The sequence below is a fragment of the Microbacterium sp. genome (assembly GCF_039812165.1).
Classification (GTDB): Bacteria; Actinomycetota; Actinomycetes; order Actinomycetales; family Microbacteriaceae; genus Microbacterium.
The window spans coordinates 1-12,665 of record NZ_JBDIAB010000071.1 but is presented as its reverse complement, the minus strand read 5'-3'; the positions used below and the strand labels follow the sequence as shown (position 1 = coordinate 12,665).

Sequence of the window (12,665 nt, the reverse complement as noted above, 5' to 3'; positions counted from 1 at the left end):
GCGGCCATGAACGCGTCGTAGTCGGCCCGCGACAGGTCGGCGTACGCGTACGCCCAGTCGAGGATCGCGTCGCTCACCGTGCGGCCGCCGCCGATGTAGCCGGCGACCTCCGCCGCCTGCGGCGACTGGCCGTGCGCGCGGGCGAGGGTGACGGCGCACGCCTGGGCGTACTGGCGGAAGGGCTCGTCGTCGAGCGTCTCCATGTCGATGCCGCCCTTCATGTCGCGGAACTGCCGCACGTAGTAGTCGGCCTCGTCGCCGCGCAGGTGGCCGAGGAACGGGTCGGAGACCGCCTGCAGGATCCGCTGGAGGGCCACGACGCGGCTTCCCTCGCCGAGCTCCCCGATGCGCTGCTCGAGCCGGGGCGGCTGCGGCCGGCGGCCGTGCTCGACCAGCACGCTGCGCCCCGCCTCCTTGGTCTGCAGCAGCAGCGCGTTGCGCTCGCCGTCCTGCAGGACCGTGACGTAGCACCGCGTGCCGACGCTGCCGACGCCCACGACGCGCCGCGCCGTGTCGGCGGCGACGTAGCTCTGCAGGAGCGCGCGGATGTCGTCGCCCGCGCTGTCGGTGTAGAGGTCGAGGGCCCACTGCACGCGCGCCTCGAGCTCGGGCGAGACGTGCGTCATCGTCGGCGCGACCTCGGCGAAGCGCAGCCGCCCGGCGTCGTCCGGGGCGGTCAGCTTGCGCGCCGCGCGCGCGGTCGTGCGGCGCTGCGCGTGCTTGATCGCCGATCGCACGATGCGGCGCGACGCCGCGCTCTGCGCCTTCAGCCCGCCCTCGGCGTCGAAGTGCTCGTAGTAGCGGTCGAGGGGGCTCCGGCGCGCGCGCAGCTCGAGCGAGCCGACGTACGTGCGGACCGTCGCGCGCGCGGCGTCGCGCACGACGCGCGTGTCGCGGTCGGTGGCTTGACCGGCGATCACGACGCTCGTGACGAGCCGCTTGAGGTCCCACTCCCAGGGCGCCCACGCCGCCTCGTCGAAGTCGTTCAGGTCGAACACCAGCGTGCGCTGCTGCGAGGCGTAGAAGCCGAAGTTCGCGACGTGCGCGTCGCCGCACGACGCGACCTGGATGCCGCTCCCCGGATCGCGCGCGAGGTCGGCCGCCATGAGCGCGGCCGTCCCGCGGTAGAACGCGAAGGGGCTCGCCGACATGCGCTCGATGCGCAGCGGCACCAGCTCGGGCACGCGCGTGGCGTTCTGCGCCTCGAGGATGCCGAGGGGATCGCGCCCGGTCGTGGTCAGCTGCGACAGCGATCGGCGCGGCGCGGCCTTGCGGGCGGCGCGCCCGGCGGCGGACTGCTGAGCGAGCGTCGGCGGGGCCTGCCAGGCCGCGTCGGAGGAGGAGCCGGTCATCGTGGTGCTTCCGTCGGAGGGTCGGGGGTCTGCGGTGGCGTGGGCGGCTCGTCGGGGCCGGAACGGCCGTGGTGGCGGCGGCCCTGCTCGGCGGGCGCGGCGGCGAGAGCGGCCGCCCGCGCGCTGCGCTGCTGCTCGGCGACGAGGCCGAGCCGGTGCACCTGGTCGGTGAGCACCGAGATGATCGTCGCGCTCGTCACGCCGAGGACCACCACGCCGCCGACCATCATCCCGACGGCGATCGCGCGGCCGGGCACCGTGACCGGGACGAAGTCGCCATAGCCGACCGTGGTGATGGTCGTGAAGCCCCACCAGATGGCGTCGCCCAGGCTCACGATGGTCGCCCCTTCGTGATGGCGCTCGACGAGCCACACCATGGTCGAGCCGGTGTACACGAACAGCAGTGCGAACAGCACGACGCTCACGACGAAGCGCGTGCGCAGGGCCGCCGACGAACGCTGGAAGACCGGCAGCCGCCACACGTACGCGAGGATCACGAACGGACGGAGATAGGGGATGACGAGCGACACCAGCTCGAACCATCGGCGCCGGAGGAACGTGCGGCGATCGCCGCTCACGGCCAGTCGCACGACGAAGTCGGCGATGAAGGCGAGCCAGCACACGACGATCGTGAGGCTCAGCAGCAGCACGACCCAGGCCCGCTCCTCGTCGCCGCCGAGGAGCCACACCGACGCGACGAAGAAGACGATCGACAGGAGGAAGGCGGGCCAGGCGGTGCGGTCCTCCCAGCGCTGGGCGCGCGAGATCGAGGCGGGCGCCGTCGTCGTCCCCTCGGTCACGCCTTCACCCTAGGGCCTGGGGTCGCCGGCGTGGGATCGGGCGCCGTCCGCGTCGGCTTCTCGCGCGATGCTCGGCACGCGGGGGCCTCGCGCGATAGCGTGGCGGCGTGAAGCGCACCGACCCGCCGCCGGCCGCGCCGGCGCCTCTCCTCCCGCAGCCGGTGCGGGTGCTCGTGGTGCTGGCCGCCGCGGTCGTGGTGCTCGCGGGGCTGTCGTTCGCGCGCGACGTGGCCGGCCCGGTGCTCCTGGGGGCCGCGATCGCGATCATCTGCCACCCGGTGCGGCATCCGCTCGAACGCCGCGGCTGGCCGAGCTGGGCCGCGACCACCGCGGTGATCGTCGTCGCGTACGCGGTGCTCGCCGCGCTCGCCGCGATGCTGTTCTACGCCGGCGTCCAGTTCGCGCGGCTCGTCGTCGACTTCCGAGACGAGCTGCAGGCCTCGGCCCGCGCGGCGTACGAGTGGCTGCACGCGATGGGTCTCGACAAGCAGGCGGCCGACGCCACGGCATCCGTCCTCGACCCCGGCACGATCGCGAGCGTCGCCGCCTCGCTCGGCGGCACCGTGCTGAGCGTGCTCACCGCGTTCTTCCTCGTCCTCGCGTACGTCATCTTCATGGCGGCCGACGGCTCGCGGTACGCGCGCGCCGAGGCGCAGTTCGGTGCCGGCATCCGCCCCACGATGGGCCGCATCCGGGAGTTCACGCGGGGCGTGCGCACCTACTACGTCGTCAACGCGACCTTCGGTGCGATCGTCGCGATCATCGACGGGCTGGCGCTGTGGGCGGTCGGCGTGCCGGCGCCGGTCGTGTGGGCGATCCTCGCGTTCGTGACGAACTTCATCCCGAACATCGGGTTCGTGCTGGGCCTCATCCCGCCCGCCGTGCTCGCGCTCGTCGTCGGCGGCTGGCCGCTCATGCTCGCGGTCATCGCGATCTACTGCGTCGTCAACGTCGTGCTGCAGGTGCTCGTGCAGCCCAAGTTCGTCAGCGACGCGGTCAACCTGAGCCTGACGCTGAGCTTCCTGTCGGTGGTGTTCTGGACGTTCGTGATCGGTCCGCTCGGCGCGATCCTCTCGATCCCGCTGACGCTCCTCGTGCGTGCGCTCGTGCTCGGCGACGATCCCGGCACGAGGTGGCTGCGCTGGCTGTCGGGGGATGCCGTGGGCCCCGCCGCCGCGAAGACCTGACGCCCCGCGGGCTCAGGGGTCGATGCGCAGCACCTGGGCGGACTCGCCGACCGTGAGGTCGTCGACGACCCGCAGCGACCGCGCGAGGTCGTCCACGGCGCCGATCACGGTGCCGAAGCGCTCGCGGTCGGAGCACACCGCGGTGAGCGACACGAACGACGCGCCGGTGTCCCACGTGTAGGTCGCGAACGGCGGCGTGCGCGGATCGGCGGGAAGCGGCATGGCGAGCTTCTCGCCGACGCCGAGATGGGTGCCGCGGAACTCCTCGGTGTCGTCGTACTCCATCGGCATCATCGCCCGGGCGGCGCGCAGCTGCGGCGTCGCCTCCTGGATCTGGGCCATCGCAACCAGCAGCTCGGGGTCGGACCGCCACACCCACACGAGCACGCGGCCCGCGGCCTTGCGCATGAGGAGAGGAGCGGCCTGGCTCATCGCCCACGCCGCGAACCCGTTCCCGGGACGCTCGACCTGACCCATGGCCGCGTTGGCCTGGGTCAGCAGCATGCGGATCGCGCGCTTGCGGGCGCGGCGGCCGGACGGCCCGAACGAGTCGGTCACCGGAACCCAGCGGGCGAGATCGGCGTCGGCCTGGAGACGGGGCATGACGACAGCGTACGGCGACTCATTCCACGGACGCTGCGAACCCCTCGGGTAGACTTCCTGGCGGCGAAGCCCACGAAGCCTCAGCCTCCCCTCACAGAATGGCCCTGCGCATCCCGTGACCGAATCCGCGACGACCTCCGACACACCCGCCGAGGCCCGCCGCCCGCTGACGATCGTCATGGCGTGCGACACGTTCAGTCCCGATGTGAACGGCGCGGCGCGCTTCGCCGAGCGCCTCTCGGCGGGCCTTGCCGCCCGCGGCCACGACGTGCACGTGCTCACGCCCAGCGTCGGCTACTTCAACGGCGGCACGTTCGTCGAGGAGATCGAGGGGCAGAAGCTCACGGTGCACCGCCCGCCGGCGGTGCGCTGGTTCCCGCACGACTGGCTGCGGTTCGTGTGGCCGTGGCGTGCCAAGCACTACGCCCGCAAGCTCCTCGACGAGGTCGACGCCGACGTCGTGCACAGCCAGTCGCACATCATCCTGGGGCGCGGGCTGACCCGCATCGCCCGGCAGCGCGGCATCCCGGTCGTGGCGACCAACCACGTGATGGCCGAGAACATCATCGACTTCACCACGCTGCCGCCGTTCCTCGACAAGTACGCGATCAAGCTCGCGTGGGACGACGCGAAGCGCACGTTCGACATGTCGCGCGCGGTGACGACCCCGACCCGCAAGGCGGCGGAGTTCCTCGAGAACACGATCGACATCGACGGCGTCATCGCGATCAGCTGCGGCATCGACAAGCGCAACTACACGCCCGACCTCACCCCGCGCCCGCACCGGCGCGTGCTGTTCGTCGGCCGGCTCACCACCGAGAAGCACGTCGAGGTGACCCTGCGGGCCGTCGCCAAGCTCGTGCCCGAGCTCGACGTCGTGTTCGACGTCGTCGGCGGCGGCGACCAGCACCGCAACCTCGAGCAGACCGCGCAGCAGCTCGGCATCCAGGACCGCGTGACCTTCTACGGCCGCACCTCGGAGGAGGAGCTGCGCGCCGCCTACACGCGCGCCGACGTGTTCGCGATCGCCTCGATCGCCGAGCTGCAGTCGATCGCGACGATGGAGGCGATGGCGTCCGGCCTGCCGGTCGTCGCGGCGAACGCGGTGGCCCTGCCGCACCTCGTGCAGGACGGCGTGAACGGGTACCTGTTCGAGCCCGGCAACGCCGACGACCTCGCCGACAAGCTGCGGCGCGTGCTCACCGCCTCGCCCGAGGAGTACCTCGCGATGCAGGAGGCGTCGCTGAAGGGCGTCGAGATCCACGACATCGAGCGGACGCTCGACACGTTCGAGAAGCTGTACCGCGGCGAGCCGCTGGAGGGCTGAGCCGTGCGGCTTTTCTTCGACGCGCGCTACCTCCGCACCGACTTCCACGACGGCATCAGCCGCTTCTCGCACGAGCTCGCCCACGCGCTCGTCGCGGCGACCGAGGGCACCGACGTCGAGGTCGCGTTCGTCGTGCACGACCCGGCGCAGCTCGCGCTGCTGCCGGACGGCGTCGCGCACGTGCGCATCCACGCGCCGACCTCGGCGAAGGAGCCGCTCACCGCGCGCATCCTCAACCGCCACCGCCCGGACGTCGTGTATTCGCCGATGCAGACGATGGGCTCCGCCGGGCGCCGGTTCGGCCTCATCCTGACCCTGCACGACACGATCTACTACCGGCACCGCACGCCGCCGCGCGACCTGTCGTGGGGCGTGCGGCTGCTGTGGCGCCTGTTCCACCTCAGCTATCTGCCGCAGCGGCTGACCCTGAACGCCGCCGACGTCGTGGCGACCGTGAGCGAGACGAGCAGGCGCGAGTTCGAACGGGTGCGGCTCACCAAGCGGCCGATCGTCGTGCTGCCCAACGCCCCGCAACGTCTCGCCGAGCTGTTGCCCGCGGACGCGGCGCGGGGGGCTGCGGCACCCGCCAGCCTCGTGTACATGGGCTCGTTCATGCCCTACAAGAACGTCGAGACGATCGTGCGCGCGATGCGGTGGCTGCCCGGCCGCACGCTGCACCTGCTCAGCCGCATCTCGCCCGCGCGGCGGGCGGAGCTCGAGGCGATCGCGCCGGAGGGCGCGTCGATCGTGTTCCACGGCGGCGTGAGCGACGAGCGGTACGCCGAGCTGCTCGCGGACGGCGGCGCGCTCGCGACCCTGAGCCTCGACGAGGGGTACGGGCTGCCGCTGGCCGAGGCGCTCGCGCTGGGCGTGCCGGCCGTGGTGAGCGACCTGGAGATCTTCCACGAGGTCGCCGGCCCCGGCGCGCTGTACGTGCCCGCGACGGATGCGGAGGCGTTCGCCGCCGCGGTGCGCTCGCTCGACGACGACCGTGCCCGCGCGGAGCTGGTCGCCGCGGGCCGGGAGCACATCGCGCGGTTCACGTGGGAGGAGTCCGCGGCGCGGCTCGTCGCCGCCGCCCGCGAGGTCGCCGCCCGCCGCTGAGCCCGGCGCCGCGTGCCGCCGTCCACGCCGCGCGCCGCTGAACCCGGCGCTGCGCTCAGGGAAGGCGCGTGCGGTCGGTCGGGATGCGGCGGTAGCCGTCGCGGGGAAGGTCGGCGATCGTCGCGACGATGCCGACGGACGCGAGGACCGTGAGGACGATGACGGTGATCATGGCAGAAATGCTACGATTGCGTTGATTCAGACAGAACTGGCAGACAAGCCACTGTTCGTGTGATTCCTGCCACTTTCGAGAGGATGCCGATGCACACCGTCGCCTGCGTCGTGCAGGAGGGCTTCGCTCCCTTCGAGTTCGGGCTCGCGTGCGAGGCGTTCGGGCTGGATCGCACCGACGACGGCATCCCGAGCTTCGACTTCCGCATCGTGGCATCCGACCCGGGACCCGTCCGCAGCAACATCGGCTTCACGATCGACGTGGAGCACGACCTCGCGTTCGCCGACGAGGCCGACCTCGTCGTGATCACGCCGATCCCGCGGCACGCATGGGCCCAGGTCGACGAACGGGTCGCCGACGTCGTCCGCCGCGCGGTCGCGCGCGGCGCGTGGCTGCTCACGGTCTGCAGCGGCGCGTTCGTCGTCGCCGCGGCCGGCGTGCTCGACGGGCGCCGCGCGACGACCCACTGGAAGTACGCCGAGACGATGGCGCGCATGTATCCGCGCATCGACGTCGACCCCAACGTGCTGTTCGTGCAGGACGGCCGCATCATCACGAGCGCGGGGACGGCGGCGGGGCTGGATGCCTGTCTGCACCTCCTCCGCATCGAGCTGGGCGCCGAGATGGCCAACACGATCGCGCGGCGCATGGTCGTGCCGCCGCAGCGCGACGGGGGACAGGCGCAGTTCATCGACAAGCCGCTGCCCGCCACGACGTCGCTGTCGCTCGCGCCCGTGACCGACTGGGCGCTGCAGAACCTCGGCGCCGATCTGTCGGTCGACCGGCTCGCCGCCCACGCGCACATGTCGCCGCGCACGTTCGCGCGCCGCTTCAAGGCCGACTACGGCACGACGCCCGCGGCGTGGCTCGCACGGCAGCGGCTGATCCACGCGCAGCGGCTGCTGGAGCAGACCGAGCTCGGCCTCGACGTCATCGCGTACGAGTGCGGCTTCGGCTCGGCGGCCGTGCTGCGGCAGAACTTCGCGCGCACGCTCGGCACGACGCCGACGGCGTACCGGGCGCGCTTCTCGTGCGCGCCCGACGCCGCTGCGGCCGTCGCCTGAAGCGTCTCGCGGAGCGGCGGGGCTCACATCGCTCCGGGCGGATTGTGAGCGGAACGTTCGGCGGGTGAAACCCGGACCGACACGGCCGTGAAACACGGCGTGCCTACTGTCTGAGGACCACCCACTCCGCCGCCGGCCGCGGCACGACGCACAGGAGATCGGCGATGACAGCACAGGCACCGACATCCGTCTCGCGGATCGTCGTCGCGGGAGCAGGCATGGTCGGGCACCGCTTCGTGGAGAGCCTGCTCAGCCGCGACGACGCGCGCGCGCACGTCACGCTCGTGGGCGAGGAGGACCGGCATCCGTACGACCGCGTCGGGCTGACCGGCTTCTTCGACGGGAGGAGCGTGGCCGACCTCACGCTCGACCGCACCGTCGTCGACCGCGTGGGCGTCGACTTCGTGCCGGCCGACCCGGCCGCCGCGATCGACCGCCGCCGGCGCGAGGTGCGGCTGCGCAGCGGTCGCACGCTGCCGTACGACGCGCTCGTCCTCGCCACCGGGTCGTACGCGGCGCGGCTCGCCGTCGACGGCTTCGCGCTGCCCGGCTGCTTCGTCTACCGCACGCTGACCGACGTCGAGAGCCTGCGCGCGTTCGTGACGCGGCGCAGTGCCGAGCTCGGCCGGCCGCTGCGCGGCTACGTCGTCGGCGGAGGCCTCCTCGGGCTCGAGGCGGCCGGCGCCCTGCAGGGCATGGACGTCGAGCCGACGATCGTGCAGTCCAGCGACCGGCTCATGTCGGCGCAGCTCGACCTGCCCGCGGCCGGCGTGCTGCGGCGCCTCATCGAGGCGCGCGGCATCTCGGTGCGCACCGAGACCATCACGACGCGGCTGGACGCCGACGCGAGCGGCAACGTCGCCGGTCTGGAGTTCCGCAGCGGCGACTACGCGCGCGCCGACGTCGTGGTGTTCACGGTCGGCGTGCGGCCGCGCGACGCGCTCGGCCGCGAGGCCGGGCTCGAGTGCCACCCGCGCGGCGGGGTCGTGATCGACGACGGATGCCGCACGAGCGATCCCGCCGTCTACGCGATCGGCGAGGTGGCGAGCCACGGGGGCCTCTCGGTCGGGCTCGTCGCCCCCGGCTACGCCATGGCCGAGGTCGCCGTCGACCGCCTGCTCGGCGGCGACGCGACCTTCCCGGGATACGACCTGTCGGCCAAGCTCAAGCTCTCGGGCGTCGACGTCGCGAGCTTCGGCGACGCGTTCGCCACGACGCCCGGCGCCCTCGACGTCGTCTACGCCGACCCGGTCGCGGGCGTCTACAAGAAGCTCGTGCTCTCGGACGACGCCAAGACCCTGCTCGGCGGCGTCCTCGTCGGCGACGCGTCGGCCTACGGGGCGCTGCGCCCCCTGGTCGGCGGCGCGCTCGGCACCGACCCGGCGGCCTATCTCGCGCCGGAGAGCGCGGGGCAGCCGCCGGCGGCCGAGCTGCCGGACGCCGCGATCGTCTGCTCGTGCTCCAGCGTCACCGCCGGGCGCATCCGGCAGGCGGTGCACGAGGACGGGTGCGCCGACGCGGCGTCGGTCAAGGCCTGCACCAAGGCCGGCGCGACGTGCGGATCGTGCACGGTCATGGTCACCAAGCTCGTCGGCCAGGAGCTCGCGAAGCTCGGCCAGACCGTGTCGAACGGGCTGTGCGAACACTTCGACCTCTCGCGCCGGCAGCTGTTCGACGCCGTGCGGGTCTCCGGGCTCGACACCTTCAGCGCCGTCATCGCGCGGTTCGGCCGCGGTCGCGGGTGCGACGTCTGCAAGCCGGCGCTGGCCGGCATCCTCGCCGTGCTCGCCCCGCGTCACGTCCTCGACGGCGAGAACGCGACGCTGCAGGACACCAACGACCACGTCATGGCGAACATGCAGAAGGACGGCACCTACTCGGTGGTGCCGCGCATGGCCGGCGGCGAGGTCACCCCCGAGGGGCTCATCGTGATCGGCGAGATCGCCCGCGACTTCGGCCTGTACACGAAGATCACCGGCGGCCAGCGGGTCGACATGTTCGGGGCGCGCATCGAGCAGCTGCCCGACATCTGGCGGCGCCTGGTCGACGCGGGCTTCGAGTCGGGGCACGCGTACGGCAAGTCGCTGCGCACGGTGAAGTCGTGCGTCGGCTCGACGTGGTGCCGCTACGGCGTGCTCGACTCGGTCGGCATGGCGGTGCGCCTCGAGCTGCGCTATCGCGGCCTGCGCGCGCCGCACAAGCTCAAGCTCGGCGTCTCGGGGTGCGCGCGCGAGTGCGCCGAGGCGCGCTCGAAGGACGTCGGGGTCATCGCGACCGAGCACGGCTGGAACATGTACGTCGGCGGCAACGGCGGGTTCACGCCGCGGCACGCGGAGCTCCTGGCCGAGGGGCTCGACGACGAGGGGCTCATCCGGGCGATCGACCGCTTCTTCATGTACTACATCCGCACCGCCGACCGGCTGCAGCGCACCGCGCCGTGGGTCCAGGAGCTCGACGGCGGGCTCGACGAGCTGCGGCGCGTCGTCTTCGACGACAGCCTCGGCATCTGCGCCGACCTCGACGCCGCGATGGCGTCGCACGTCGACGGGTACGAGGACGAGTGGGCCGCGACGCTCGCCGATCCCGAGAAGCTCGAGCGGTTCCAGTCCTTCGTGAACGCGCCCCGCACGCCCGACCCGTCGCTCGCGTACGTCGCCGAGCGCGGCCAGGTACGGCCGGCGCGCCCCGAGGAGCGCCGCTCGGGTGCCGTGCCGATCGCGGGCACCACGCTGGCGGTGCGCCGATGAGCGCCGCATGGCTGCGCGTGTGCCCGCTGTCGGCCCTCGAGGTGGAGCGGGGGAGGGCCGCGCTCATCGACGGCACGCAGATCGCCCTGTTCCTGCTCGGCGACGGCTCGGTCCATGCCGTGTCGAACTGTGACCCCTTCAGCGGGGCCCACGTGATCTCGCGGGGTATCGTCGGGTCGAAGGCCGACGCCCCCACCGTCGCGTCGCCGATCTACAAGCAGGTCTTCGATCTGCGCACCGGGCAGTGCGTCGACCCGCAGGGCAAGGAGCCGGCCCACCTCCGCGTGTGGCCGGTGGCACGGCGCGACGACGACATCTACATCCGCTGGGAGGAGACGCCATGACCACCCTGATCGGAGTGTCGCTCGCCGGCCGCGACGTGCTGCTCGTCGGCGGCGGACCGGTGACGGCACGACGCCTGGCGCGACTCCTCGACGACGGCGCGCACGCCCGCATCGTCGCGCCCGAGCTGTGCGACGAGGTGCGCGAGCTGCGACGCCGGCACGATGTCGCGTGGACGCCGCGGCGCTTCCGCCGCACCGACCTCGCCGGCGCGTGGCTCGTGCACACCGCCACCGGCGATCCGCGCACCGACCGCGACGTGGCCGCCGCGTGCGAGCGCCGCCGCGTGCTGTGCGTGAACGCCTCCGACGGCGCCCATGGCACGGCGCGCCTGAGCGCCCAGACGGTGTCGGGCGACGTCGTGGTCGGCGTGGTGTCGGATGCCGGTGTCGATCCGCGGCGCACCGCGCGCGTGCGCGATGCGATCGAGGCCCTGCTCACCGCGGGCCGCCTTCCGCTCCGCCGCCGGCGCCCCACCGCGCTCGGACGCGTCGACCTCGTCGGCGGCGGTCCCGGCCCGGTCGACCTGCTCACCGTGCGGGCGCGGCGCCTGCTCGCCGAGGCCGACGTCGTCGTGGCGGCGCTGCTCGGCCCCGGCGCCGAGCTCCTGCCGGAGCTCGATCCCGACACGCTCGTGATCGACGTGGGCAAGCGGCCCGGCCACCACCCGGTGCCCCAGGACGAGATCAACGCGCTGCTCGTCGAGCACGCCCGCGCCGGCCGGCGCGTCGTGCGGCTCAAGGGCGGAGACCCGTTCGTGTTCGGCCGCGGCGGCGAGGAGGTCCGCGCCTGCGTGGCCGCCGGCATCCCGGTCGAGGTCGCGCCCGGCGTCTCCAGCGCGATCGCGGTGCCGCAGGCCGCCGGCATCCCGGTCACCCATCGCGGCGTCGCCTCGGCCGTGCACGTCGTCAACGGCCAGGCGCGGCCCAGCCGCGCGACGCTCGCGGCGCTCGCCGACCCGGCGACGACGACGGTCGTGCTGATGGGCGTCGCCGCGATGCCCGGCCTCGTGCACGACGCCATGGCGCACGGCGCGTCGGCCGATCGCCCCGTCGCGATCGTCGAGAGCGGGCACACGACGCAGCAGCGCACCACGCACACGACGCTCGGCCGGGCCGTCGCCGACGCGCGCGCGATCGGCGTGCGCAACCCCGCCGTCATCGTCGTGGGAGACGTCGCGCGCGCGGGGATGCTCGTGCCCGCCCTCGACCGCGTGTACGAGGAGACCGGGTGACCCCTGCCGCACCGCTCTCCGACGCGCTGCACGGCTGCACCGTCGTCATCGCGGTGGACCGGCGCGCCGGCGAGCTGACGGCGGCGCTCGAGCGGCACGGCGCCGTGGTGCGCCGGGCCCCCGCGCTGACGATCGTGCCGCACATCGACGACGAGGCGCTGCTGGCCCGCACGCGGGAGCTGATCGCCGACCCGCCCGACATCGTCGTCGCGACGACCGGCGTCGGCTTCCGCGGCTGGATCGACGCGGCCGTCGAGGCCGACCTGTCGGACGACCTCCACGAGGCCCTGCGCGACGCGGTGTTCGTCGCGCGCGGCCCGAAGGCGCGCGGCGCCATCCAGCAGGCCGGCTTCATGGCCGACTGGGTGGCCGAGTCCGAGACGGCGGCCGAGCTCGGCGAGTACCTCGTCGCACAGGGCGTCGCGGGCCGGCGCATCGTCGTGCAGCACCACGGATCGGGCGCCGACGGCCTCGACGAGCTGTTCGGCGACCACGGCGCCGACGTCGTGAGCCTCACCGTGTACCGCTGGGGACCCCCGGCCGATCCGGCCGCGGTGCGCCGCTCGGTCGTGCAGACCGGCGAGGGCGAGGTGGATGCCGTGATGTTCACCTCCGCGCCCGGCGCCGCGCAGTGGCTCGCCGAGGCCGCCGAGGCCGGGGCCCTCGACGCGGTGCGCCGCCGCGCCGCGACAGGGCGGCTGCTGATCGCCGCCGTCGGCCCGATCACCGCGGC

At 73.5% G+C, this 12,665-nt stretch carries 11 protein-coding genes; 8 read left to right on the top strand and 3 right to left on the bottom strand.

The features are described 5' to 3' along the window. Positions 1-1,352 (bottom strand): DUF2252 domain-containing protein (locus WML84_RS07760; protein ID WP_347345573.1); only part of this gene is annotated, 1,352 nt, incomplete at its 3' end. After that, positions 1,349-2,152 (bottom strand): ion channel, encoded by an 804-nt coding sequence (locus WML84_RS07755; RefSeq protein WP_347345572.1) that lies wholly within the window; start codon positions 2,150-2,152, stop codon positions 1,349-1,351. The genes WML84_RS07755 and WML84_RS07760, both read right to left, overlap by 4 nt. Before the next feature lie 107 nt (positions 2,153-2,259). Here WML84_RS07755 and WML84_RS07750 point away from each other — a divergent pair, with 107 nt between their 5' ends. Continuing rightward, complete coding sequence (locus WML84_RS07750) at positions 2,260-3,339, top strand: AI-2E family transporter (RefSeq protein ID WP_347345571.1); 1,080 nt, start codon at positions 2,260-2,262, stop codon at positions 3,337-3,339. 12 nt (positions 3,340-3,351) lie between these two features. On the opposite strand, the gene WML84_RS07745 is transcribed toward WML84_RS07750, so the two are convergent. Further along, entirely contained in the window at positions 3,352-3,942 is a 591-nt protein-coding gene (locus WML84_RS07745; RefSeq protein ID WP_347345570.1) for a hypothetical protein, read from the bottom strand. 115 nt (positions 3,943-4,057) lie between these two features. Here WML84_RS07745 and WML84_RS07740 point away from each other — a divergent pair, with 115 nt between their 5' ends. The 7 genes from WML84_RS07740 to WML84_RS07710 all read left to right on the top strand — a co-directional run. Further along, the gene (locus WML84_RS07740; protein ID WP_347345569.1) at positions 4,058-5,269 is read left to right on the top strand and encodes a glycosyltransferase; all 1,212 of its coding nucleotides are present in this window, start codon (positions 4,058-4,060) and stop codon (positions 5,267-5,269) included. Between the two features lie 3 nt (positions 5,270-5,272). Continuing rightward, positions 5,273-6,373, top strand: a complete 1,101-nt coding sequence (locus WML84_RS07735; protein WP_347345568.1) for a glycosyltransferase — start codon at positions 5,273-5,275, stop codon at positions 6,371-6,373. Positions 6,374-6,634: 261 nt separating this feature from the next. Next, the gene (locus WML84_RS07730; RefSeq protein ID WP_347345567.1) at positions 6,635-7,609 is read left to right on the top strand and encodes a helix-turn-helix domain-containing protein; all 975 of its coding nucleotides are present in this window, start codon (positions 6,635-6,637) and stop codon (positions 7,607-7,609) included. Between the two features lie 164 nt (positions 7,610-7,773). Further along, complete coding sequence (gene nirB, locus WML84_RS07725; protein WP_347345566.1) at positions 7,774-10,356, top strand: nitrite reductase large subunit NirB; 2,583 nt, start codon at positions 7,774-7,776, stop codon at positions 10,354-10,356. Next, the gene (nirD, locus tag WML84_RS07720; protein WP_347345565.1) at positions 10,353-10,700 is read left to right on the top strand and encodes a nitrite reductase small subunit NirD; all 348 of its coding nucleotides are present in this window, start codon (positions 10,353-10,355) and stop codon (positions 10,698-10,700) included. Before nirB ends, nirD begins: the two co-directional genes overlap by 4 nt. Next, the gene (gene cobA, locus WML84_RS07715; RefSeq protein ID WP_347345564.1) at positions 10,697-11,932 is read left to right on the top strand and encodes a uroporphyrinogen-III C-methyltransferase; all 1,236 of its coding nucleotides are present in this window, start codon (positions 10,697-10,699) and stop codon (positions 11,930-11,932) included. Before nirD ends, cobA begins: the two co-directional genes overlap by 4 nt. After that, positions 11,929-12,665: uroporphyrinogen-III synthase (locus WML84_RS07710; RefSeq protein WP_347345563.1), on the top strand; the 737-nt coding region annotated here is incomplete at its 3' end. The genes cobA and WML84_RS07710, both read left to right, overlap by 4 nt.

Excerpts from the sequence above, each read along its gene's own strand:
- nirD (WP_347345565.1), top strand. The coding sequence starts at position 10,353 with ATGAGCGCCGCATGGCTGCGCGTGTGCCCGCTGTCGGCCCTCGAGGTG.
- WML84_RS07745 (WP_347345570.1), bottom strand. The coding sequence starts at position 3,942 with ATGCCCCGTCTCCAGGCCGACGCCGATCTCGCCCGCTGGGTTCCGGTG.
- WML84_RS07730 (WP_347345567.1), top strand. The coding sequence starts at position 6,635 with ATGCACACCGTCGCCTGCGTCGTGCAGGAGGGCTTCGCTCCCTTCGAG.
- cobA (WP_347345564.1), top strand. The coding sequence starts at position 10,697 with ATGACCACCCTGATCGGAGTGTCGCTCGCCGGCCGCGACGTGCTGCTC.
- nirB (WP_347345566.1), top strand. The coding sequence starts at position 7,774 with ATGACAGCACAGGCACCGACATCCGTCTCGCGGATCGTCGTCGCGGGA.